Annotated in this window: 20 protein-coding genes; 11 read left to right on the forward strand and 9 right to left on the reverse strand. The window is 74.5% G+C overall.

Features of this window, described 5'->3' with window-relative positions; translation table 11 throughout:
* Nucleotides 1-11 precede the first annotated feature (11 nt).
* On the reverse strand, nucleotides 12-1,619 hold the full coding sequence (aceB, locus tag H505_RS0134305) for a malate synthase A (RefSeq protein WP_026405552.1): 1,608 nt from the start codon (nucleotides 1,617-1,619) through the stop codon (nucleotides 12-14).
* A 246-nt stretch (nucleotides 1,620-1,865) separates the two neighbouring features.
* Between aceB and hflX the strand changes: the two genes are divergently transcribed.
* The 6 genes from hflX (at nucleotide 1,866) to H505_RS46285 (ending at nucleotide 10,395) form a co-directional block, all read left to right on the forward strand.
* Entirely contained in the window at nucleotides 1,866-3,284 is a 1,419-nt protein-coding gene (gene hflX, locus H505_RS0134315; RefSeq protein WP_026405553.1) for a GTPase HflX, read from the forward strand.
* A gap of 389 nt (nucleotides 3,285-3,673) precedes the next feature.
* Nucleotides 3,674-4,888, forward strand: coding sequence for an imidazolonepropionase (hutI, locus tag H505_RS0134320; RefSeq protein ID WP_026405554.1), 1,215 nt, complete (start codon nucleotides 3,674-3,676; stop codon nucleotides 4,886-4,888).
* A 71-nt stretch (nucleotides 4,889-4,959) separates the two neighbouring features.
* The gene (locus H505_RS0134325; protein WP_026405555.1) at nucleotides 4,960-5,700 is read left to right on the forward strand and encodes a ComEA family DNA-binding protein; all 741 of its coding nucleotides are present in this window, start codon (nucleotides 4,960-4,962) and stop codon (nucleotides 5,698-5,700) included.
* 354 nt (nucleotides 5,701-6,054) lie between these two features.
* Complete coding sequence (locus H505_RS0134330) at nucleotides 6,055-8,313, forward strand: ComEC/Rec2 family competence protein (RefSeq protein ID WP_026405556.1); 2,259 nt, start codon at nucleotides 6,055-6,057, stop codon at nucleotides 8,311-8,313.
* A 53-nt stretch (nucleotides 8,314-8,366) separates the two neighbouring features.
* Complete coding sequence (gene holA, locus H505_RS0134335; protein ID WP_026405557.1) at nucleotides 8,367-9,320, forward strand: DNA polymerase III subunit delta; 954 nt, start codon at nucleotides 8,367-8,369, stop codon at nucleotides 9,318-9,320.
* A gap of 328 nt (nucleotides 9,321-9,648) precedes the next feature.
* The gene (locus H505_RS46285; RefSeq protein ID WP_084551156.1) at nucleotides 9,649-10,395 is read left to right on the forward strand and encodes a carotenoid oxygenase family protein; all 747 of its coding nucleotides are present in this window, start codon (nucleotides 9,649-9,651) and stop codon (nucleotides 10,393-10,395) included.
* Here the strand turns inward: H505_RS46285 and H505_RS0134345 are convergent.
* Both H505_RS0134345 and H505_RS0134350 read right to left on the reverse strand, forming a co-directional pair.
* Nucleotides 10,392-10,808, reverse strand: a complete 417-nt coding sequence (locus H505_RS0134345) for an SRPBCC family protein (RefSeq protein WP_026405558.1) — start codon at nucleotides 10,806-10,808, stop codon at nucleotides 10,392-10,394. The two genes, H505_RS46285 and H505_RS0134345, sit on opposite strands and share 4 nt — an antisense overlap.
* The gene (locus H505_RS0134350; RefSeq protein WP_026405559.1) at nucleotides 10,808-11,662 is read right to left on the reverse strand and encodes a LysR family transcriptional regulator; all 855 of its coding nucleotides are present in this window, start codon (nucleotides 11,660-11,662) and stop codon (nucleotides 10,808-10,810) included. Before H505_RS0134350 ends, H505_RS0134345 begins: the two co-directional genes overlap by 1 nt.
* A gap of 69 nt (nucleotides 11,663-11,731) precedes the next feature.
* Here H505_RS0134350 and H505_RS46290 point away from each other — a divergent pair, with 69 nt between their 5' ends.
* Nucleotides 11,732-12,265: a hypothetical protein gene (locus H505_RS46290; RefSeq protein ID WP_034521266.1), complete on the forward strand. Its 534-nt coding sequence runs from the start codon at nucleotides 11,732-11,734 to the stop codon at nucleotides 12,263-12,265.
* On the opposite strand, the gene H505_RS0134360 is transcribed toward H505_RS46290, so the two are convergent.
* The gene (locus tag H505_RS0134360; RefSeq protein WP_026405560.1) at nucleotides 12,210-12,764 is read right to left on the reverse strand and encodes an RNA 2'-phosphotransferase; all 555 of its coding nucleotides are present in this window, start codon (nucleotides 12,762-12,764) and stop codon (nucleotides 12,210-12,212) included. The genes H505_RS46290 and H505_RS0134360 overlap by 56 nt on opposite strands.
* A gap of 66 nt (nucleotides 12,765-12,830) precedes the next feature.
* A complete protein-coding gene (gene rpsT, locus H505_RS0134365; protein WP_026405561.1) occupies nucleotides 12,831-13,100 on the reverse strand; it encodes a 30S ribosomal protein S20 in 270 nt (89 codons plus the stop codon).
* Between the two features lie 249 nt (nucleotides 13,101-13,349).
* On the opposite strand from rpsT, the gene lepA reads away from it, so the two are divergent.
* Nucleotides 13,350-15,197 carry a translation elongation factor 4 gene (lepA, locus tag H505_RS0134370; protein ID WP_026405562.1) on the forward strand — a complete coding sequence of 616 codons (1,848 nt, stop codon included), beginning with the start codon at nucleotides 13,350-13,352 and terminating at the stop codon, nucleotides 15,195-15,197.
* Nucleotides 15,198-15,264: 67 nt separating this feature from the next.
* Here lepA and H505_RS46295 read toward each other — a convergent pair whose 3' ends face one another.
* The 3 genes from H505_RS46295 to H505_RS0134385 form a co-directional block, all read right to left on the reverse strand.
* Nucleotides 15,265-15,786 carry a DUF4870 domain-containing protein gene (locus H505_RS46295; protein WP_084551157.1) on the reverse strand — a complete coding sequence of 174 codons (522 nt, stop codon included), beginning with the start codon at nucleotides 15,784-15,786 and terminating at the stop codon, nucleotides 15,265-15,267.
* Between the two features lie 110 nt (nucleotides 15,787-15,896).
* Nucleotides 15,897-17,300, reverse strand: coding sequence for a hypothetical protein (locus H505_RS0134380; RefSeq protein ID WP_026405563.1), 1,404 nt, complete (start codon nucleotides 17,298-17,300; stop codon nucleotides 15,897-15,899).
* Nucleotides 17,301-17,420: 120 nt separating this feature from the next.
* Nucleotides 17,421-18,299 carry a hypothetical protein gene (locus H505_RS0134385; RefSeq protein WP_026405564.1) on the reverse strand — a complete coding sequence of 293 codons (879 nt, stop codon included), beginning with the start codon at nucleotides 18,297-18,299 and terminating at the stop codon, nucleotides 17,421-17,423.
* Nucleotides 18,300-18,480: 181 nt separating this feature from the next.
* On the opposite strand from H505_RS0134385, the gene H505_RS0134390 reads away from it, so the two are divergent.
* Entirely contained in the window at nucleotides 18,481-18,921 is a 441-nt protein-coding gene (locus tag H505_RS0134390) for an antitoxin YezG family protein (RefSeq protein WP_026405565.1), read from the forward strand.
* Nucleotides 18,922-18,951: 30 nt separating this feature from the next.
* Nucleotides 18,952-20,160: a radical SAM family heme chaperone HemW gene (gene hemW, locus H505_RS0134395; RefSeq protein ID WP_026405566.1), complete on the forward strand. Its 1,209-nt coding sequence runs from the start codon at nucleotides 18,952-18,954 to the stop codon at nucleotides 20,158-20,160.
* A gap of 15 nt (nucleotides 20,161-20,175) precedes the next feature.
* On the opposite strand, the gene H505_RS0134400 is transcribed toward hemW, so the two are convergent.
* Complete coding sequence (locus tag H505_RS0134400; RefSeq protein WP_026405567.1) at nucleotides 20,176-20,991, reverse strand: DUF3097 domain-containing protein; 816 nt, start codon at nucleotides 20,989-20,991, stop codon at nucleotides 20,176-20,178.
* Nucleotides 20,992-21,216: 225 nt separating this feature from the next.
* On the opposite strand from H505_RS0134400, the gene hrcA reads away from it, so the two are divergent.
* Nucleotides 21,217-22,230: a heat-inducible transcriptional repressor HrcA gene (gene hrcA, locus H505_RS0134405; RefSeq protein WP_026405568.1), complete on the forward strand. Its 1,014-nt coding sequence runs from the start codon at nucleotides 21,217-21,219 to the stop codon at nucleotides 22,228-22,230.
* Nucleotide 22,231: the final 1 nt, after the last annotated feature.

The following is a 22,231-nucleotide window of genomic DNA, read 5'->3' on the forward strand; positions in this document are numbered from 1 at the left end:
CGTCGGCCGGATCAGCCCATCCGCTCGTAGGCGGGGGTGGTGAGGAACTCGGAGTACGCGTCGGCGAGCGTGACCTCCTTGAACAGCGCCACGGCCTCGTTGTAGCGGGGCTCGTTGAACGCGTCGCCCAGCTCGGCGCGGATCTTGCCCAGCTCCTCCTCCAGCAGCCGCTCCACCCACTCCTTGGTGATCTTCTGGCCCTCGGCGGTGGAGACGCCGTTGTAGATCCACTGCCACACCTGCGAGCGGGAGATCTCCGCGGTGGCCGCGTCCTCCATCAGGTTGTGGATGGCGACCGCGCCCGCGCCGTCCAGCCAGGTGGCCAGGTAGCGCAGCGCCACGTCGATGTTGTTGCGCAGCCCCGCCTCGGTGATGTCGCCCGGGGTGGCCTTGACGTTGAGCAGGTCGGCCGCCGTGACGTCCACGTCCTCGCGGAGCCGGTCGCGCTGGTTCGGCTTGTCGCCCAGCACGCCGTCGAAGACCTCGCGGCAGACCGGGACGAGGTCGGGGTGCGCGACCCACGAACCGTCGAAGCCGTCGCCGGACTCGCGCGTCTTGTCCGCCCGCACCTTCTCCAGCGCGACCTTGTTGACCTCCTCGTCCCGGCGGGACGGGATGAACGCCGCCATGCCGCCGATCGCGTGCGCGCCGCGCTTGTGGCAGCTGCGCACCAGCAGCTCGGTGTAGGCGCGCATGAACGGCGCGGTCATCGTGATCGCGTTGCGCTCGGGCAGGACGAACTCGGCGCCGCGGTCCCGGAACTTCTTGATCACCGAGAAGAGGTAGTCCCAGCGGCCCGCGTTCAGCCCGGCGGAGTGGTCGCGCAGTTCGTAGAGGATCTCCTCCATCTCGAACGCGGCCGGGATCGTCTCGATCAGGACGGTCGCCCGGATCGTCCCGCGCGGAACGCCCAGGCGGTCCTGGGCCAGGTTGAACGCGTCGTTCCAGAGCCGCGCCTCCTGGTGCGCCTCCATCTTCGGCAGGTAGAAGTACGGGCCCCGGCCCTTGTCGATCTGCCGCTGCGCGCAGTGGAAGAAGTACAGGCCGAAGTCGAACAGCGACCCGGACATGGGCTCGCCGTCGATCAGCAGGTGCTTCTCCTCCATGTGCCAGCCGCGCGGCCGGACGACGATGGTCGCCAGCTCGGCGTCGTCCTTGAGCGCGTACGACTTGCCGCTCTTGGCGTCGGTGAAGTCGATCGTGCGGTCGAGGGCGTCCCGCAGGTTGAGCTGCCCCTCGACCATGTTGTTCCACAGCGGGGTGTTGGCGTCCTCGAAGTCGGCCAGCCACACCTTCGCGCCCGAGTTCAGCGCGTTGATCGTCATCTTCCGGTCCGTCGGGCCGGTGATCTCGACGCGGCGGTCCTCGAGCCCCGGCGCCGGGTCGGCGACGCGCCACGAGTCGTCCGCCCGGATCTCCGCCGTCTCGGGGAGGAAGTCGAGCGTGCCGCCCTCCGACAGCCGCCGCTGCCGCTCCGCGCGGGCCGCGAGCAGCTCCTTGCGCCGCCCGCCCAGCTCGCGCTGGAGCGCGGCGAGCAGACCGAGCGCCTCCGGCGTCAGGATCTCCTCGTACCGGTCGCCGAGCGGCCCGGTGATCTCGATGCCGTCCTGGTTGCCCATCTGCCCGCCCTTTCGTATAGCGAAATTCCGTTTCTGTTACGTGGAGAACGTTACTCGGCGGTTCGCGCGCCGGTCAAAGCGGGTGCGCCCCCGGCCGCCCCCCTCCCGATCTCCCCGCCGCCGCCCGCGGCAACCGTCGCGCGGAAGCGGCCCATAAGGCGGCCCATAAGCAGGTGACGCGCGGGACGGCCCGTGAGACGATCGTCGGGAAGACACAGCCGCGCCGCGGCGTTCTACCGAGGACATATGACTCAACCTTTCACCGCAGACCAGACCATGGACGAGCTCGAGCCGATGACCGGCGAGCTCGACCTCGAAGACCGGCGGGCACTGCGCCGCGTCGCCGGACTCTCCACCGAGCTGACCGACGTCACCGAGGTCGAATACCGTTCCCTGCGACTGGAGCGGGTCGTCCTGGTGGGCGTCTGGACCGAAGGCACCGCCGAGGCCGCCGAGAACTCGCTGCGCGAGCTCGCGCTGCTCGCCGAGACGGCCGGCTCCGAAGTGCTGGAGGGCCTCGTGCAGCGGCGCTCCCGCCCCGACCCCGCCACCTACATCGGATCCGGCAAGGCCGCCGAACTGCGCGACGTCGTCATCGCGACCGGCGCCGACACCGTCATCTGCGACGGCGAGCTCGCCCCGAGCCAGCTCCGCCACCTGGAGGACACCGTCCAGGTCAAGGTCATCGACCGGACGGCCCTGATCCTCGACATCTTCGCCCAGCACGCCAAGAGCCGCGAGGGCAAGGCGCAGGTCGAGCTGGCGCAGCTCGACTACCTCCTGCCCCGCCTGCGCGGCTGGGGCGGCAACCTGTCCCGGCAGGTCGGCGGCCGCGCCGCCGGCGGCGTCGGGATCGGCGGCCGCGGCCCCGGCGAGACCAAGATCGAGCTGGACCGGCGGCGGATCCGCACCCGGATGGCCAAGCTGCGCCGGCAGATCGCCGAGATGTCCAAGTCGCGCGACACCAAGCGCGGCGGCCGGCGCCGCCACGAAGTGCCGGCGGTCGCCATCGCCGGCTACACCAACGCGGGCAAGTCGTCCCTGCTCAACCGGCTCACCGGCGCCGGGGTGCTGGTGGAGAACGCGCTGTTCGCCACCCTCGACCCCACCGTCCGGCGCGCTGAGACCCCCGGCGGCCGCGCCTACACGCTGGCCGACACCGTCGGGTTCGTCCGGCACCTGCCGCACCAGCTCGTCGAGGCGTTCCGCTCGACGCTGGAGGAGGTCTCCGACGCGGGCCTGATCCTGCACGTCGTGGACGGCTCCGACCCCGAACCGGAGGCGCAGATCGCCGCCGTCCGCGAGGTCCTGCGCGAGATCGACGCCCACGGCATCCCCGAGCTCATCGTCATCAACAAGGCGGACGCCGCCGACGGGCTCGCGCTCGCCCGGCTCCAGCGCCGCGAGCCGAACAGCGTCGTCGTCTCCGCCCGCACCGGGTTCGGCATCGACGAACTGCGCGCCGCGATCGAGGCCGGGCTGCCCGGCCTCGAGGCCGAACTGCACGTGCTCGTCCCGTACGAGCGCGGCGACCTGGTCGCGCAGGTGCACGAGCGCGGCGAAGTCCTCAAGCAGGAGCACGTCGCCGAGGGCACGCTGCTGCACGCGCGGGTCCCCGACGACCTCGCCGCCGACCTCGCCCGCTTCGAGGCCGCGCCCGCCTGACCCCGCGCCCGCACCGCGTACGCGAACCCCGCCGGACACCGTCCGGCGGGGTTTTCGGTCGAGAAACCGCTGAATTGAGGCCATTCCAGAATGGACGCACGGTCGCCGTACGGTGACAGGTTCGCCAATCGACTTGACGGTGCGGTCGAATTCCGTACGGTCATAGGGCTATGGGCGAGGCGACGTGCCGTCGATGAAAGGTTGTCTGACGGGCCTTCGGTGCACTACCGTGACGGAACCGATATCTCCGGTCTCGTTGCCTGTGGTGGCCGCACGGCCACCCGACCCTCCAGCGGTGAATCGCCGGCACCCAGTCGGCGTTTCGGATCGAGAGCAGGTGGACCACTTCATGGCGTCCGGTACGTCGTCTCATCAGGGCCGGTGAACCAATGACGGTACGGCTGTTGACGAACATCGGCAGGCTCTGGACGGGCACCGACGTCTGCAGCAACGCCGCCGTGCTCATCCACGACGACCGGATCGTCTGGGCCGGCCCGGCGTCCGACCTCCCGCAGAGCGTCCCCGGCGTCATCGACGACATCGTCGACGTCGACCACGTGGAGAACCTCGGTGGCGGCCTCGTCACCCCCGGGCTCATCGACGCCCACGCCCACCCCGTCTACGCGGGGAACCGCTGGGCCGAACTCGCCATGCGCACCAGCGGCTCGTCCCACTCGGCCATCGCGGCCGCCGGCGGCGGCGTCAACTCGACCGTCACCGTCACCCGCGGCACCGACCCCTGGACCCTGTGCAACGGCGTCCGCGAACGCCTCCGCCAGTGGATCATCGGCGGGACCACCACCGTCGAGGCCAAGACCGGCTACCACCTCACCCGCGACGGCGAACTCGCCGACATCCGGATGCTGCGCTCCCTCGAGTCCGAGCCCTCGATGCCCCGCATCCACGCGACGTTCCTCGCGGCCCACATCCTCCCGCCCGAGTTCTTCGGCCGCCGCCGCGACTACATCGAAGCCGTCCGCCTCTGGGCCGGCGACGCCGCCGTCGCGGGCGCCGACAGCATCGACGTCTACTGCGACGAGGGCCACTTCACCGCCGAGGAGGCCCGCGCCCTCCTGCTCACCGGCAAGCGCGCCGGCCTGAAGGCCCGCATGCACGCCTGCGCCAACGAGCGCGTCGGCGCCGCCCAGGTCGCCGCCGAGGTCGGCTGCGCCTCCGCCGACCTGCTCACCCAGGCCAACGACGACGACATCAAGGCCCTCGCCCACGCCGGCGTCACCGCCACCGTCTGCCCCGGCAGCGCGCTCAACAGCAGCCGCGCCCCCGCGCCCGTCCGGCAGATGCTCGACCGCGGCGTCACCGTCGCCCTCGGCACCGACCACAACCCGGGCCAGTGCGGCATCACCTCCATGCCGCTGGTCATCGGCCTCGCCGTCGCCATGTTCGGCCTCAGCGTCACCGAGGCGCTCCGCGCCGCCACCCTCGGCGGCGCCGCCGCCCTCCGCTACGGCGACCGCGGCTCCCTCGCCCCCGGCATGCTCGCCGACATCGTGCTCTGGGACGCCGACCACGAGGGCGCCTTCGCCTGGGCCTTCGGCCTCCGCGCCCAGCGCGTGTGGCGCGGCGGCGTCCCCGTCCAGCCCTGACCCCCGACGAAGTTATCCACAGCCCCTGATTCCCGGACGGCGTCCCGCCGCGGGCTCCTAACGTCGGCGGCATGAAGGCCACCGACCGCCTCCAGGCACTCGTCGCCCCCGTGCGGGACGCGCCCCCGCGAGACCCGCCCCCGCCCGACCCGCCCGCCGCCCGCTTACGCGCGGCACCCGACCGCCCGGGCGTCCGCGCGCTCGTCCTCCTCGCCGTGATCGCCGCCGTGGTCGCCGCCGGCTACCTGTGGGCCTCCCGGCCCCGCCCCGACGCCGCACCCGCCCCCGACGCGGGCGTCGCGTCCCTCGCCGCCGGACCCGCCGCCCCGGAGCCGTCCGCCGGCCCCGGCCCGTCCACGCCCCCCACCGGCACGGTCGTCGTGCACGTCCTCGGGAAGGTGCGGAAGCCGGGCGTGATCACCCTCCCGGCCGACTCCCGCGTCGCCGAAGCGATCAAAGCGGCGGGCGGGGTGCGCCGGGGCGCCGAGACCGGCCCGCTCAACCTCGCCCGCAAAGTGGTGGACGGCGAGCAGATCCCGGTGGGCGTCCCCGCCCCCACCCCGCCGCCCGGCGCCCCGGCCCCCGGGGCCCCGGCCCCCGGCGCGCCGTCGCCCGGCGGCGCGCCGGTGAACCTCAACACCGCCACCGTCGACCAGCTCGACGACCTCCCCGGCGTGGGTCCCGTCCTGGCCGCCCGCATCATCGAGTACCGCACCCGGAACGGCGGCTTCCGCTCCGTGGACCAGCTCCAGGACGTCAACGGCATCGGCGCAAGCCGCTTCGCCGACCTCGAACCCAAGGTCAGCGTATGACCGACCACAAAGCCCCACCGCCCCGTCCCCGCACACGCCCGAGGCGAGACCACGAGGAGACAGGGGCGCCCCCGCTGCCATCCACCGACGCTCGTCGCCTCCCACACCTGGACGATCCCGCGCCGCACGCCGCGATGAGGCAATCGGCGAGAGCCGTCGGGCGCGCGTTGGGTTGGCGGCCGTACGGCGGGGTTCGTTCTTGTGGCTCGCGTCTGGGCGGTTCTGTGGCGGGCGCGGCGATAAGGCATTCGGCAGGAACCGTCGGGGGCGCGTCGCGGTTTGGCGGACGCGGGCGGTCGGGGCTTGTCGCCGCACGCCGGGAGCTGGGGAGCGGCGGGAACCGGGGGGAGCGGGATGACGCATGATGTGCGGCTCGTCGTCCCGGCCCTGGCGGCGTGGCTCACCGCCGCGGTGGCCATCGGGTTCGCGCCGGCGGTGTCCTACGCCCTTGCGGCCGGCGCGGCGCTCGCGGCCGTCGCCGTTCTCGTCCCGCGCCGGCCCGGGGCGCGCCCTCTCTTCCTCGGAGCGGTGCTCGCCTGCGCCGCGGCGGCCGCGGCCGGGGTCGCGTTGCGCGCCACGGCGGTCGGCACCGGCCCGGTGCCCGACCTGGCCCGCGCCGGACGCACCGCGACCGCCGAGGCCGTCGTCACCGGCGACCCGCAGGCCACCGGCGGGACACGGCGGACGATCACGATCCGGGCGCGCGTGGAGCGCGTGCGGGGCACCGACGTCCGCGTCCCGGTCCTGCTCATCGTGCACGGCCACCGCCGGCTCGACCTCGTGCCCAGCCAGCGGGTGCGGTTCACCGGCAGGTTCCGCGAGCCCCGCGACGACCGGCTCCTGGCGGCCGTGGTGCTCGTCCGCGGGGCGCCGTCCGTGCTGTCGCCGCCGTCCGGGGTGCAGCGGGCCGCCGAGGCCGTCCGCGCCGAGCTGCGCGCCACCACGGACGTCCTTCCGCCGGGGCAGCGCGGAGTGCTGCCCGCGATGGTCGTCGGCGACACGTCCCGCATCCCGCCCGACCTCGCCGACGACTTCCGCACGGCCGGTCTCACGCACCTCCTCGTCGTGTCCGGCGCGAACCTCGCGATCGTGATCGGCGCGGTCGTGGGCCTGTGCCGCCTCGTGGGGCTCGGCCGCCGCGCGCCGCCCCTCGCCGTCGTCGCCGTCTGCGCGTTCGTCATCGTGGCGCGGCCGGACCCGAGCGTCCTGCGCGCGGCCGTCATGGGCGTCGTGGGGCTGCTCGCCCTGCTCGCCGGGCGCCGCCGCCAGGGACTGCCCGCCCTCGGCGCCGCGGTGCTGCTGCTCGTCCTGATCGACCCCGCGCTGGCGCGCTCGTACGGGTTCGCGCTGTCGGTCGCGGCGACCGCGGGGCTGCTCGTGCTCGCGCCGCCCTGGCGGGAGCGGCTCGCCCGCCGCCTCCCCGGGCCGCTGGCGGACGCCCTGGCGGTCGCCGCGGCGGCGCAGACGGCCGTCGCCCCGATCCTCGTCACGCTGTCCGGAGAGGTCGGTGTCGTGTCGGTGCTCGCCAACCTGCTGGCCGCGCCCGCCGTGGCGCCCGCCACGCTGCTCGGTGCGCTCGCCGCCGTGGTCGCGCCGCTCTCGCCGCCGCTCGCCCGGCTGCTCGTCCGCCCCGCGGGCCTCGCCGTCGGCTGGATCATCGGGGTCGCGCGCGTCACCGCCGACCTCCCGTACGCCACGGTGCCCTGGCTCGCGGGCGGGCTCGGCGCCGCGAGCCTGCTGGCGGCGGCGGCCGCGGTCGTGCTCGTCCTGCGCAGCTCCCGCGCACGGCTCGTCGTGGCCGCCCTCCTGACCGGGATCCTCGTCGCGGTGATCGCCCTGCGGGTCACGGCGCCCGGATGGCCCCCGCCCGGCTGGCGGATGGTGGCCTGCGACGTCGGGCAGGGCGACGCCGTCGTCCTCGCGGCCGGGCCCGGCCGCGCGGTCGTGGTCGACGCGGGTCCCGAACCGGGCCCGGTCGACGCCTGCCTCGACCGCCTGCGGATCTCCGACGTCCCGCTCCTGGTCATCACCCACCCGCACGCCGACCACGTGGACGGGACGCCCGGCGTCCGCGACGGCCGCACGGTCCGGCGGGTCCTGACGACCCCGCGCACGTCCGGCCGCGCCGCCCGCACGGCCCGCGGCGTCCCCGCCCGCCCCGCCCTGCCCGGCCAGACCTGGCGCGTCGGCGACCTCGCCCTCGCGGTCATCGCGCCCCTCGCGACCGGCCCGCCGCTGTCCCGGGGCGACGACGGCAGCACCATCAACAACGCGAGCGTCGTGCTGGTGGCGCGCGGCCCGGGGTTCAGCGCCCTGCTCGCGGGCGACATCGAGGCCGACGCCCAGCGCGTCCTCGCGGGCGCCGTGCCGCCCGTCCAGGTCCTGAAGGTCCCGCACCACGGGTCCCGCAGCCAGGACCGCCGCTTCCTGGCGGCGGCGCGGGCGTCCGTCGCGCTCATCTCCGTCGGCCGCGGCAACGACTACGGCCACCCGTCGCCCGCGACCCTCGCCCTCCTGCGCGACCTGCGCGTCCGCGTCCACCGCACCGACCGCGAAGGAGACATCGCCGTCGTCCCCACCGCCGCCGGCGTCGCCACCGTCTCCCGGAAATGACCCGTCGCGTGCGTCTGGCGCGGGCGGGTGCGGGGGCGTGGCATGCTGCTGGTGTGTCGGTTGAGCCCATCATCCTGGTCGTCGGTGACGAAGAGCTGCTGGTCGAGCGCGCGGTCGGCGACATCGTCGCGTCCGCGCGGGCGGGGGACCCGGACACCGAGGTGATCGATCTCGCGCCCGGCGGGCTGGAACCCGGACGGATCTCGGAGCTGACGTCGCCGTCGCTGTTCGGCGGCGGCAAGGTGCTCGTCATCCGCTCGGCGCAGGACCTCGGCAAGGACCTCACCGCGGAGGTGCTGAAGTACGCCAAGACGCCCGCCGACGACGTGGTGCTCGTGGCCCTGCACCCCGGGGGCGCCAAGGGCAAGGCGCTGGTGGACGGGCTGACGAAGCTCAAGGCACGCAAGATCACGTGCCCGAAGGTGACCAAGGTCGGCGAACGGGTCGACTTCGTCCGTGCCGAGATCCGCGACGCGGGCGGCAAGATCTCGGCGGACGGCGCGCGCGGGCTGATCGACGCCGTCGGGAACGACCTGCGGGAGCTGGCGGCGGCGTGCAGCCAGCTCGTCGCCGACACGGGCGGGAAGATCGACGACGCCGCGGTGGCCCGGTACTACCGGGGACGGGCGGAGGTCAGCGGCTTCACCGTCGCGGACAAGGCCATCGAGGGCCGGCTCGCCGACGCGCTCGAGCAGCTCCGGTGGGCGCTCGCGACGGGCGTCCCCCCGGTGCTGATCGTGAGCGCGCTGGCGCAGGGCGTCCGCGGGCTCGCCAAGGTGGGCGGCGCACCGCGAGGCGCCCGCGGCGCGGCCCTCGCCAAGGACCTGGGCATGCCCCCGTGGAAGATCGACCGCGTGCAGAAGCAGCTCCGGGCCTGGTCCGCGGACGGCGTCGCGCAGGCGATGACGGCCGTCGCCGAGGCCGACGCGGCCGTCAAGGGCGCCGCCGCCGACCCCGCATACGCGCTGGAGCGAACGGTCGCGAAAATCGTCGCCGCCCGCGGCTGACGGCCCGGCCGGGCTCTCGATAGGGCCCCGCCTGCTGCCCGCCCGTGCGCCGCGCGCGAGGAACGTCCGCTCGGCAGAACCGACGCCGACTCCGCCTGGACGAGCGCGGCCTGGCATCGCGCCGTCCGAGGCCGGTGCCCGCATCACGTGGCTGCTGGCGTCCGGCTCATGAAGCGGATGCGGCTTCCGCTTGCAGCACGCGGCGGGGCATCGCGCCGCGCGGGCCGGTGGTGCGCCGCGCGCGTTGGTGTGGACGGCTATGGAGATCGTCGCCGCCCGTGGCTGACGGCCGGCCGGGCTTTCCGCCGGACGTCGCCCGGGGTGGTGGGTGCTTGGAGCGCGCCCGCGGCTGGTTCGTGCGCGGTGCGCTGGGGCGTCCGGTTGGTGGGGTGGGTGCGGTTCCGTCTGGACGAGTGCGGGCCTGGACTGGCGGCCCGGGCGGGGCACGCGGATCGCGCTCATCCCGCGCGACGGCGGTCCCGTGCGGTGGGCGCACGACGACGCCTTCTGGGTGTGGCACACCGTCAACGCCCACGACGCCGGGGGACGGGTCGTGCTCGACTACGTGCAGTGGCCCGCTCCCGGGCTCGGCCCGCGCCCGGCGGCGCCCGGCGGGGCGCCGCACGGCCTCGCCCGCGCCGTCCTCGACCCGGGCGCCGGGACGGTGCGGCGGGACCTGCTGGACGACGCGTGCGTGGAGTTCCCCCGCGTGGACGACCGGGACCTCACCGGTCCGCACCGCCGGATCGCCGCGGCGGCCGGGAGCGGGCGGGCGCGGGACCTGCCGCCCGGCGAGTACGACGCGCTGCGCTGGTACGACGTGCGGGGCGACGGCCTGGACGTCCGGACGTGGGAGGCGGGGGACCTCGCGGTCGGCGAGCCGGTCTTCGCGCCCGGCGCCGACGGCGGCTACTGGCTGACCTTCGCCACCGACCGCACCGACCTCGCCTCGCTGCTGCTCGTGTTCGCGGACCGGGACCCCGGCGGCGGCCCCGTCGCGCGCGTCCGCGTCCCGGTGCGCGTGCCGCTGGAGCTGCACGGGGCGTGGCTGCCCACGGAGGAGCGTCCGGGCTAGGCCGTTTCGGCGGCTTTCTTCACGCCGTTCGCCTCCATCGTGACGTAGGCGCGGGCGCGGCGGCCGAAGAGCAGGCCGAGCACGGGGGCGAGCGGGCCCGACTGGACGAGCGTGAGGTGCAGGGTCGCGCCGTCCGCGGCGGGTCGGACCAGGTGCCCGCCGGTGGTGGTCACGCCCGGGGCGCGCGACTCCCAGGTGAACGACTCGCCGTCGGTGACCTCGGTGACCGTCCACACGGCCCGGGCGAGGCGCGGCTGCCGGACGCGGGCGCGCGCGCCGGCCCGGAGAGGGCCGTCGAGCAGTTCGACGCTCTCCATCGACGGGGTCAGGGCGGGCAGCCGTTCGACGTCGGACAGGAGGTTCCAGACCCGTTCGGGTGGAGCGGCGACGTCGACGATGATCTCGAAACGCATCAGGGACTCCGGAGGCCGGCGCGGATGGCCGACAGCAGGTCGGTGACGAGCGGGTCGTCGGCGCGGGACGGCAGGTGCAGGGCGTGGTAGGCGACGGCGGGGAGGTCGATGATCTCGCGGGCGACCAGTCCGGGGGAAGGGGCGACGCAGCCGTTCACGACGGCGAGGCCGACGCCTAGGGCGACGAAGTGCAGCATCAGCGGCCACCCCTCGGCCTCGACGGCGACCGACCAGGGGACGTCCGCGGCGCGCAGGGCGCGTTCGAGGGCGACCCGGTGCGGGCCGGTGGGCGGCGGGACGATCAGGGCCGTGCCGGCGAGGTCGGCGAGGGAGAGGGCGGGGGAGGCGGCGAGCGGATGGTCCGCGGGCATGACGAGGACCTGCGGGTACGTGGCGAGCACGGTGGCGGTGAGGTCGGCGGGCAGGACGTCGAGGACGGCGACGCCCACGTCGGCGCGGCCGGTGCGGACGGCGGCGAGGGTGCGGGGCCGGTCCCCGTTGATCAGCCGGACTCCGGGCCGGACGACGCCGCCCAGCAGGTACAGGTAGGCGCCCTCCCCGGCGGCCAGCGTGGGCGCGCGGGCGGTGCCGTGCAGGTCGGCGAGGAAGGACGCGACGCGGGCGTCGAGGTCGCGGGCGAACCGGGCGGCGGCCTCGCCCGCCGGGGTCAGCGCGAGGCGCCGCCCGTGCCGCGTGTAGAGCGGGCGGCCGAGCGTCTCGGCGAGTTTCCGCACCTTGACGTGCAGGGCGGGCTGCGAGATGTGCAGCTCCTCGGCGGCGCGGGTGAAGTTGAGGTGGTCGGCGAACACCGCGAACGAGGCGAGCGCGTCGGTGGACACCCGGTCCAGGTCCATAACCGTGGACTATAGCCGGGCGCGAGATCCATAGTTCTGTTCGAGCGCCGGATGCCGGATGGTCGTGGCATGACCATCGAACCTCGGCTCGGCATCGACTTCGGCAGGGTGATCCAGGGCGGCGCGCGGGCGCCGGGGCGCGCGGACACGGCGTTCCTCGGCGGCTCGCTGGAGGAGGCGCTGGCGTCCCCGGCGACGGACGGCGCGTTCGACGTCCTGCCGGAGCTGGTCGCGCTCGTCGGCGGGCGCGCCTGGATCATCTCCAAGGCGGGCGACCGGGTGCGGGCGCGGACGCTCGCCTGGCTCGACCACCACGACTTCTACCGCCGGACGGGCCTCCCGCGGGAGAACGTGCGCTTCTGCAGGAAACGCGCGGAGAAGGCCGTGCACTGCGCGGAACTCGGGATCACCCACATGATCGACGATCGGCTCGACGTGCACCGGGCCCTGCGCGGGACCGTCCCGCACCTGTACCTGTTCGGCCCGCAGGAGACCGCGCCGGACTGGGTGCGGCACGTCCCCGCCTGGACGGACGTCGCGCGGCGGCTCAGCAGAGATATCGGGGCGGAACGGACGCGGTCAGCCACACCCCGTTCGAGGTGACGCGGAACTCGTGCCCGTCGGCGGCCATCCGGCCGGCCCGCACGACGAGGACGACCGGGACGCCGCGGCGCGCGCCCACCCGCAGCGCCGTCTCGCGGTCGGGGGACAGGTGGACGGCGTGGCGCCCCATCGGCCGCAGGCCCTCGCGCCTGATCGCGGCGACGGACCGTCCGACGGTGCCGTGGTACAGCAGGTCCGGCGGGGGAGTGACGGGAAGGTTCAGCTCGACGGGCACCGAGTGGCCCTGCACGGCGCGGATCCGGTCGCCGTCGAGGGCGTAGCGGCCCTTGCCGTCGGACGCCACGACCCGTTCGAGTTCGCCGCGCCCGATGGGGAAGCCGTGCCGCGCGGCGGCCGCGAGGAGTTCGCCGACGTCGGCCCAGCCCTCCCGGTCGAGCACGAGGCCGATGTCGCCGGGGCGGTGCCGCAGGTGGCGGGCGAGGTACTTCGAGACCCGCACGGCGCGGCGCTCGTCCTCGCCCGGCTCCCGCTCGTCCATCGTCCCGTCTCCGGACACGCTTCGGGGCCGGTCCGTTCGGACCGGCCCCGGACGCGTGGTGCGGCCTTACTTGGCCTGCAGCTCGGCGGTGCGCTTGGCGATCGCCGACTTGCGGTTCGCGGCCTGGTTCTTGTGGATGACGCCCTTGCTGGCGGCCTTGTCGAGCTTGCGGGCGGCGCTGCGCTGCGCGGCGACGGCGCCCTCGACGTTGCCGGCGTCGGCGGCCTCGCGGAACTTGCGGATCGCCGTCTTCAGCTCGGACTTGACGGCCTTGTTGCGCAGGCGGGCCTTCTCGTTCTGCTTGTTGCGCTTGATCTGGGACTTGATGTTAGCCACGTCGTAGTGCCTCAGCTTGGGTCGCGATCCTCGCCTGCGCGCCGGCAGGCTCTGACGAAATGTCTGACGGGGGCGGTCGGTGTCGGTGCCCCCGGGGCACGACGGTACGCCACACGCAGTCGCACAGCTTAGCAATCACCGGGGCCCGCCCCAAACCGGGCCGTGCACGGAGCATCGCGCGGGGCATGGGACCATGGGAGGTACAGAACCCATGTCCACACCCCGAGTGAGTTTGCGAAACGGACCCCGGTGGCAGCGCCTGAGCCCAACAAGACCGATCCCGCGATCATCCGCAACTTCTGCATCATCGCGCACATCGACCATGGAAAGTCGACGCTGGCGGACCGGATGCTGCAGTTGACCGGCGTCGTCGAGGAGCGCCAGATGCGCGCCCAGTACCTCGACCGCATGGACATCGAGCGCGAGCGCGGCATCACGATCAAGAGCCAGGCGGTCCGGCTGCCGTGGACGCGCGACGGCGTCGAGCACGTCCTGAACCTGATCGACACCCCCGGCCACGTCGACTTCTCCTACGAGGTGTCGCGGTCGCTGGCGGCGTGCGAGGGCGCGGTCCTGCTGGTGGACGCGGCGCAGGGCATCGAGGCGCAGACGCTCGCGAACCTGTACCTGGCGATCGAGGCCGACCTGCACCTGATCCCGGTCCTCAACAAGATCGACCTGCCCGCGGCGCAGCCCGACAAGTACGCCGAGGAGATCGCGGGCATCATCGGCTGCGACCCGTCCGACGTCCTGCGGGTGTCCGGCAAGACGGGCGAGGGCGTCGCCGAGCTGCTGGACCGGATCGTCGAGACGGTCCCGGCGCCGGTCGGCGACCCGGACGGCCCGGCCCGCGCGCTGATCTTCGACTCGGTGTACGACACCTACCGGGGCGTCGTCACGTACGTCCGGATCATCGACGGGCACCTGTCGCGCCGCGAGAAGAGCCTGATGATGTCGACGGGCGCCGCGCACGAGACCCTCGAGGTCGGCGTGATCGCGCCGGAGCCCAAGCCGGTCGGCGGGCTCGGCGTCGGCGAGGTCGGCTACCTGATCACCGGGGTGAAGGACGTCCGGCAGGCGCGCGTCGGCGACACCGTGACGACCGCGTCCAAGGCGGCGCCCGAGCCGCTCGGCGGCTACCAGGACCCGAAGCCGATGGTGTTCTCCGGCCTGTACCCGGTGGACGGCGACCAGTACCCCGACCTGCGCGAGGCGCTGGAGAAGCTGCGGCTGAACGACGCCGCGCTGGTGTACGAGCCGGAGACGTCGGCGGCGCTCGGGTTCGGGTTCCGCTGCGGGTTCCTCGGGCTCCTGCACATGGAGATCGTCCGGGAGCGGCTGGAGCGCGAGTTCAACCTGTCGCTGATCTCCACCGCGCCGAACGTCGTGTACCGCGCGGTGATGGAGGACGGCACCGAGCACGTCGTCACGAACCCCAGCGAGTTCCCCGAGGGCAAGGTCGGCGCGGTGTACGAGCCGATCGTGAAGGCGACGCTGCTGTCGCCGTCCGAGCACATCGGCGCGATCATGGAGCTGTGCCAGGGGCGGCGCGGCGAGCTGCTCGGCATGGACTACCTGTCGCCCGAACGGGTCGAGATCCGCTACACGCTGCCGCTCGCCGAGATCATCTTCGACTTCTACGACCAGCTCAAGACGCGGACCCGCGGGTACGCCTCGCTGGACTACGAGCCCAGCGGGGAGAAGGAGTCCGACCTGGTGAAGGTCGACATCCTGCTGCAGGGCGAGTCCGTCGACGCGTTCAGCCAGATCGTCCACCGGGAGAAGTCCCGCGAGTACGGGCTGATGATGACGGCGAAGCTCAAGGAGCTGATCCCGCGGCAGCAGTACGAGGTGCCGATCCAGGCGGCCGTGGGCGCCCGCATCATCGCCCGGGAGAACATCCGCGCCATCCGCAAGGACGTCCTCGCCAAGTGCTACGGCGGCGACATCTCCCGCAAGCGGAAGCTGCTGGAGAAGCAGAAGGAGGGCAAGAAGCGGATGAAGACCATCGGGCGGGTGGACGTCCCGCAGGAAGCCTTCGTCGCGGCGCTGTCCACCGGCGGCGGGAGCGAGACCGGAGACAAGGGCAAGAAGTAGGCGTGCGCGCCGGGGGCCCCGGCCCGGCGGGAGCGCTCGGCTCCCCGGGACCGGGGCCCGCCCGTCGCTACTTCTTGATCAGCGGCCAGGCCACCGGGACCGGCACGCGCCGGAACTCGCCGCGGTTGGCGGCCCGTCCCGCGTACACCAGGAAGAACATCACGACCGCGGTGAAGACCAGCGGCACCCAGATGAGCACTTCCACGGCCAGCGACAGCAGCCCGCCGACGATCCAGACGGCGAGGGCCGCCAGCCCCATGTTGAGGCCCTGCGCGGCGTGCCGCCGGGCGAACGCCGAGCGCGGCTTGCCGAGGTAGACGATCGCCGGCGCGATCGCGCCGACGAGGAACTGCCCGACGTAGGCCATCAGCGACCAGGTCCGCTCGTCGTCGGCGACCGGGCCGTAGTGGCCGGGCATCGGCCGCGTCCGCGGCGGCCGCCCGGGCGGCTGCTGCGGGCCGGGACCGGGTGCGGGCCCGGGCGGCGGTGCGCCGGGCGGCTGCTGCTGCTGCCACAGGTTGCCGGGCTGCTGCCAGGGTGCCTGCCCGGGCTGTCCCTGGCCCTGCGAGGGGGGAGGCCCGTAGGCCATGGCGGGCTCCTCTCCGACGTCGCGCCTTCGCCGTCCGTGGTTCGGTGGTGAACTCTACGACTCCTTGGACGCGCCCGAAGTTCGCGCCGGTTCCCGAATTGCGGCGGGGATCACCCGCGCCACAGGACGGCCGACGGCTCCGCGGGCGTGAGCGCGACGGCCCCGTCCCAGGTGAGCGCGGACGGGCCCGGCAGGAACGCGTCGTCCAGCATGAAGGCCCGGTGGATCGCGGTGACGGTGATCGGGGCGCGGTCGTCGCCGAGCCCGGTCGGCCGCCGCACGGCCTTCACGCTCGCGATGTCGGACGTCCGGGTGCCCGGCGGCAGCTCGACGGCGGTGGCGACGGCCCCGTCGCGCCCGATCGTCCGGTCGGCCCGCCCGTGGTCGGACCGGTACAGGACGGACGGGTCGCCCTTCAGCCGCACGCCGAGCGCGAGGCCCGGCGCGGACCCGATCGCCGTCCCGGCCCCGACGTCCATGGCGAACTCGACGAACAGGTAGGCGCGGGGGTCGCCGGCCTCGGGCGTCGCGGGGTCGGACGGCGCTTCGACCTTGCCCTCCCGCACGAGTTCCTGCGCCATCACCCGGTACGTCCACGGCTCGCGGTCCATGACGGCCTCGCGGGCGCGGCCGTCCGGGCGGGTGCGGGACGCGTCCGGCAGGAACCGCAGCGGCGCGCCCGGGGAGACCACGTCGCACAGGTTGTTGTTCTGCGTGCACGTCTGCAGCACCGGATGGTCCCGCTCGTACCGGCCCGCGAAGTTCAGCGTGACGTGGAACGGCCCGTGGTAGACGGCGGTCCCCGGCACCCGGGCGCCCGACGCGTCCACCTCGACCCGGTACGTCCACTCGATGTCGCTCGTCCGGCCCCACCGCGCGAGCAGGCCGGGCGTGTCGGTGCCGCCGTCCTCGTTGCTCCACACCAGCGAGTACTCGATGACGCGGTGCCCGGCGGTCGCCGCGGGCCGCGTCTCGTGCCACGCGACGAGCGGCGCGTCGGTCCGCGCGTTCTGCCGCGGGTCGCCGAACGGCCAGCCCGTCCGCCCGACGATCACCGGCGCGTGCCGCAGCGCGAGCTGCCCGGCCTCCGGCACGGCGACGCGCGGGGCCGCGAGCGCCACGCTCCGGGCCGCGGCGGCGCTCGCGTCGGCGAACCGCAGCGTCACCTCGTGCGGGCCCTCCTCGACGTGCCCGAGCCCGAAGCCGCGCGGCACCGGATCGGACGACGGGACGACGACGTCGGTGACGTGCCGCCCGTCCACCGCGACCGCCACCACGGCGGACTCGGCGCCCGCCCGGCCCCAGGAGACGCCCGGCGCCGCCGCGGTGAAGCCGAGCACCGCCTCCCCGGCCCGGTCCGCGGTGAACGCGATCGTCCGGGCGCCGCCGTCCCGCTCCAGGACGATCGTGCCCGGCGCGGCGGCGCGCGCGGCCGTCCCGGGGACGAGCGCGAGGGGCGCGGCCGCGAGGGCGGCGGTCAGAAACGAGGCGGCGTGGCGCGCGCGGCTTCCCATGATCGGGAACGTAGGGCCGCCGGGTCGCGGCACGGTGACGGATCGGTTCCTCGCGGGTGACGGATCCGTTGCGCCGCGCCGTCCGCGGGCCGCGGCGGCCGGGGCCGGACGCCCGGGCCGTCAGCGGCCGCGGTGCCCGGGAGCGGACGGGAAGTGCAGGGAGACCGTCGTGAAACGGCCGGCCCGCGGCGCCGGCGGGTCCGGCTCGTGCAGGCCGAGGCCCATCGCGGGGATCCGCGCCGTCCGGCCGCGCTCGACGACCTCGTGGCCGAGGTCCCGGAAGAGGGTGACGACGTCGGCGGCGGGGTCGTCGAGCAGGTCGACGCCGTCCAGGCGCAGGCGCAGCTCCGGGTTGCCGCCCCAGCCGGGCCCGCGGGTGCCGACGATCTCGGCGAGCCGCTCGACGCCGTCCGCGCCCTCCTCGGTCGACAGCGCCAGGGACCCGCGGCCGACCCGCACGCTGCGGTGCGCGGCGAAGCCGCACACGAACGCGTCCCGCGGCGCGGGCGTCCCGCAGTGCTCGGCGACGGCGTCGAGCGTGGTCCACGCGTCCGCGGCGCGGGTGGAGAACAGCAGGTGCGCGTCCGGGAGCACCGCGCCGCGCCCCGGTTCGAGCGTGACGACGAACGGCGGCACCTTCCCGGGGAACCGCGCCGGATCCGGCTCGGCGAGGGTGACGAGGCCCTCCCACGCGACGGGCTCGTCGACGGCGAACCAGCTGATCGCGGCCTCGGCGCCGAACGCGCCGAACGTCGCGTCCGTCAGCCCCTCGTCGACGAGCCGGCGCAGGCCGTCCGCCGTGTCGGCGAGGCGCCCGCGCCACCACGGCGGCTCCGGGTCGTTCCGCCGTCCGCCCGGGTTCCAGCGCGTCCCGGACGCCGGCAGGTCGGTGCGGCCCTCGCCGCCCGCGTCGTCCACGACCGTGCAGTGCCAGCCGTCCGGGCCGCCGCGCAGCAGCACCCGCGCCGGCGGCCGCCCGGTCCCCGCCTCGATACGCATCGGACGAGCCTATCCGGGGCGCGCCCCGCCCGGCGCCCGCCCGGCTCGCGCCCGGCTCGTCCAAGATCGTCCGCGCGGCTCGCGGACGTTCCCGCGCGACACGCGGCAGGCCGTTCGCCCCGGGCGCCGATGTCGGTACGGTCGGAGGGCAGTGGCCGCGACGGGTAGCGGAGGTTCGAGGGTGGCCCACTCCGAGCAGGTTCTGCGTTCCCCCAAGGAGCGGGACACGGTGAACGGCGCGGTCCGCGCGCTGCGGTCGGCGGCCCCCGCCGGCTGGGAGCGCCTCGGGCTGGACTTCCGCGCCATCGTCGGCATCGACTGCGCGTCCTTCGAGATCGTCGACGCCGACGGGGAGCGCCGCACCGCCATGCCGCCCGGCCACGCCGTCGGCAAGATGGACGAACTGCGCCGCGTCATGTACCGGCGGGGGAAGGGCGCGTGGTTCACCGCCCGGCTGCGCGTCGAACGGTCCGGACGGTTCAGCGCCGAGTTCGACTACGACGGCGAACCCGACTTCGTCCCCCCGCTGCCGCCGTCCGCCTACGCGCAGGACCTGGACCGGTTCCCGCGCGCCGACGAGTACATCCCCGGCTGGCTGCGGGAGAAGCTCCGCCTGGCCTGACCACGCCCCCGCGCGCGGCAGACTGGGAGCATGCCCGCGACCCTGCCCGACGGCGACCCCGTACCGGCCGACGGCGCCCTGCCGTCCGGCGCCCTCGACGGCCTGGGCACGCGGCCCTTCGCGTTCTACGTGCACGTCCCGTTCTGCGTGACCCGCTGCGGCTACTGCGACTTCAACACCTACACGGCCGCCGAGCTGGGGCCGGGCGCGAGCCGCGACTCCTACGCCGACACCGCCGTCGCGGAGGTCCGGATGGCGCGGCGCGTCCTCGGCGACGCCGACCTGCCCGTCCGGACGGTCTTCGTCGGCGGCGGCACCCCCACCCTCCTCGCCCCGGACGACCTGGGCCGCGTCCTCGCCGCGATCGACGCCGAGTTCGGCCTGGCGCCCGACGCGGAGATCACCACCGAGGCGAACCCCGAGTCGGTGGACGAGGCGTACCTCGGCGCGCTCCGCGAGGCCGGCTTCACCCGCGTCTCGTACGGCATGCAGAGCGCGCGCGAGCACGTCCTGGCCGTCCTGGACCGGACCCACACGCCCGGACGCGTCCCCCAGGTGGTCGACTGGACGCGCAAGGCGGGGTTCGAGCACATCAACCTGGACCTCATCTACGGCACCCCGGGGGAGACCGACGACGACTGGCGCGCGTCCCTGGAGGCGGCCCTGGAGTCCGACCCCGACCACGTGTCCGCCTACGCGCTGATCGTCGAGGAGGGCACCCGGCTGGCCGCGCAGGTCCGCCGCGGCGAGCTGGCGGCGCCCGACGACGACGCCATGGCCGACCGGTACCTGCTGGCCGACGACCTGCTCTCCGCGCACGGCCTGCACTGGTACGAGATCTCCAACTGGGCGACGGGCCCCGACGCCGCCTGCCGCCACAACCTCCTGTACTGGACGGGCGCCGACTGGTGGGGCGTCGGCCCGGGCGCGCACAGCCACGTCGGCGGCACCCGCTGGTGGAACGTCAAGCACCCCGCCGCCTACGCGTCCCGCCTCGCCGAGGGCGTCACCCCCGCCCACGCCCGCGAGATCCTCGACGCCGACGACCGCCGCTTCGAGCGCATCATGCTCGAGATCCGGCTCGCCGACGGCTGCCCCACCGCCCTCCTCGACGACGCCGCGGTCCGCCGCCTCGTCGCCGACGGCCTCCTCGAACGGGCCCCGTACGCCGCGGGCCGCGCCGTCCTCACCCGCCGCGGCCGCCTCCTGGCGGACGCGGTCGTCCGGGACCTGTGCTGACGGTCGGGCGGGGGATCAGGGGGCGGTCACGAAGTCGATCAGTTCTTCGACGCGGCCCAGGAGGGCGGGTTCGAGGTCGGTGTAGGCGGTGACGGAGCCGAGGATGCGCTTCCAGGCGGCGCCCGTGTCGGGCGCCCAGCCGAGGGCGTCCAGGACGCCCTCCTTCCACGGGACGCCGCGGGGGACGCGGGGCCAGGCGGGGATGCCGACGGCGGCGGGCTTGACGGCCTCCCACACGTCGACGAACGGGTGGCCGGTGACCAGGACGTGCGGGGACGAGACCCGCGCGGCGATGCGGCTCTCCTTGGAGCCCTCGACGAGGTGGTCGACGAGGACGCCGAGGCGGCGGCTCTCCGCGGGGCCGAACTCGTCGACGATCGCGGGGAGGTCGTCCACGCCCTCCAGGTACTCGACGACGACGCCCTCGACGCGGAGGTCGTGGCCCCAGATCTTCTCGACCAGTTCCGCGTCGTGCACGCCCTCGACGTAGATGCGGCTCTCCTTGGCGACCTGCGCGCGCAGGCCCCGGACGGCGACGGAGCCGGACGCCGAGCGCGCCGGGCGGCGCGGGGCCGCCTCGGGGCGGACGAGCGTGACCGGGGCGCCGTCGATCAGGAAGCCCGCCTTGGTGAGCGGGAACACGCGCCGCTTGCCGAAGCGGTCCTCCAGGGTGACGCCGAACTTGTCGCAGGCCACGACGGCGCCGCAGAATCCGCTGTCCGGATCCTCGGCGACCAGCCCCGGCTCGGCCGGGATCTCGGGCACGAGGCCCTTGCGGGGCCTGCGCCAGTCGCCGGACAGCACGTCGTTGCCGTAGTCCTTACTCCGCACAGGTCCGCACATTAACCGGAGGGCGGCCGCGGGCGGCGTCGTCCCCGGTCGCTCGGCGTGGCGCCGATCCGGATAGGATCGCGCCGCCGCCGGGGCCGGGACCCTCCAGAAGAGCCCCCGCGGGTCGTACACTTGGCACTCAGGAGTAAGGAGTGCCAGCGGCACGGGGCCGGACGGCGCCGGTTGATCGGGGGGCCAGTGGCAGCGCACGAGGGAGGTGACAACGTGCTGGACGACCGGAAGCTCGCGGTCCTGCGCGCCATCGTCGAGGACTTCGTGTCCACGAACGAACCCGTGGGCTCCAAGTCCTTGGCGGACCGGCACAACCTCGGCGTGTCCCCCGCCACGATCCGGAACGACATGGCGGTTCTGGAGGAGCAGGGGTACATCGCGCAGCCGCACACGAGTGCGGGCCGCGTCCCCACCGACAAGGGGTACCGGCTGTTCGTCGACCGGCTGTCGACGATCAAGCCGCTGTCGGCGCCGGAGCGGCGCGCGATCGAGACGTTCCTGTCCGGCGCGTACGACCTCGACGACGTCGTCGGCCGGACGGTGAAGCTGCTCGCGCAGCTGACCCGGCAGGTCGCGGTGGTGCAGTACCCGTCGCTGACGCGGTCGACGGTGCGGCACGTCGAACTGGTGCGGGTGGCCGAGAGCCGGCTGCTGCTCGTCCTGATCACCGACACCGGACGGGTGGAGCAGCGGGTCATCGAGACGCCCGGCGAGATCTCCGAGGAATCGATCGGGCACCTGCGGGCGTTGCTCAACACGTGCCTGGACGGGCTCGGGCTCGGCGAGGTGCCGACCGCCGTCGCGGACCTGCCGGACAAGGTCGGGCCGGACGAGCGGCCGGTGGCGGCCGCGGTGCTGTCGGTGCTGCTGGAGACGCTCGTCGAACGGCACGAGGAGAAGATCGTCTTCGCCGGCGCGGCGAACCTCGCGGCGGTGGACTTCTCGCAGAGCCTGCGGGAGGTGCTGGTCGCGCTGGAGGAGCAGGTGGTGCTGATGCGGCTGCTCGGCGAGTCCGGCGACTCCTCTACTGTTACGGTGCGGATCGGCACCGAGAACCCCGAATTGGGGCTCCGATCGACCTCGGTCGTCGCCGCCGACTACGGCGTCGGCGACCTCACGCTGGCCCGGCTGGGAGTGCTCGGGCCTACACGCATGGATTACCCCAGCACGATGGGAGCGGTACGGGCAGTGGCACGCTACGTGGGACAGATCCTGGCGGGGTCGTAAG

Source organism: Actinomadura rifamycini DSM 43936 (assembly GCF_000425065.1).
Lineage (GTDB): Bacteria > Actinomycetota > Actinomycetes > Streptosporangiales > Streptosporangiaceae > Spirillospora > Spirillospora rifamycini.

What these genes read in the sequence shown, in the direction of transcription:
- aceB (WP_026405552.1), bottom strand. Translation starts at nt 1,619, where the DNA reads ATGGGCAACCAGGACGGCATCGAGATCACCGGGCCGCTCGGCGACCGG.
- hflX (WP_026405553.1), top strand. Translation starts at nt 1,866, where the DNA reads ATGACTCAACCTTTCACCGCAGACCAGACCATGGACGAGCTCGAGCCG.
- hutI (WP_026405554.1), top strand. Translation starts at nt 3,674, where the DNA reads ATGACGGTACGGCTGTTGACGAACATCGGCAGGCTCTGGACGGGCACC.
- H505_RS0134325 (WP_026405555.1), top strand. Translation starts at nt 4,960, where the DNA reads ATGAAGGCCACCGACCGCCTCCAGGCACTCGTCGCCCCCGTGCGGGAC.
- H505_RS0134330 (WP_026405556.1), top strand. Translation starts at nt 6,055, where the DNA reads ATGACGCATGATGTGCGGCTCGTCGTCCCGGCCCTGGCGGCGTGGCTC.
- H505_RS0134345 (WP_026405558.1), bottom strand. Translation starts at nt 10,808, where the DNA reads ATGCGTTTCGAGATCATCGTCGACGTCGCCGCTCCACCCGAACGGGTC.
- H505_RS0134350 (WP_026405559.1), bottom strand. Translation starts at nt 11,662, where the DNA reads ATGGACCTGGACCGGGTGTCCACCGACGCGCTCGCCTCGTTCGCGGTG.
- H505_RS46290 (WP_034521266.1), top strand. Translation starts at nt 11,732, where the DNA reads ATGACCATCGAACCTCGGCTCGGCATCGACTTCGGCAGGGTGATCCAG.
- H505_RS0134360 (WP_026405560.1), bottom strand. Translation starts at nt 12,764, where the DNA reads ATGGACGAGCGGGAGCCGGGCGAGGACGAGCGCCGCGCCGTGCGGGTC.
- H505_RS46295 (WP_084551157.1), bottom strand. Translation starts at nt 15,786, where the DNA reads ATGGCCTACGGGCCTCCCCCCTCGCAGGGCCAGGGACAGCCCGGGCAG.
- H505_RS0134380 (WP_026405563.1), bottom strand. Translation starts at nt 17,300, where the DNA reads ATGGGAAGCCGCGCGCGCCACGCCGCCTCGTTTCTGACCGCCGCCCTC.
- H505_RS0134385 (WP_026405564.1), bottom strand. Translation starts at nt 18,299, where the DNA reads ATGCGTATCGAGGCGGGGACCGGGCGGCCGCCGGCGCGGGTGCTGCTG.
- hemW (WP_026405566.1), top strand. Translation starts at nt 18,952, where the DNA reads ATGCCCGCGACCCTGCCCGACGGCGACCCCGTACCGGCCGACGGCGCC.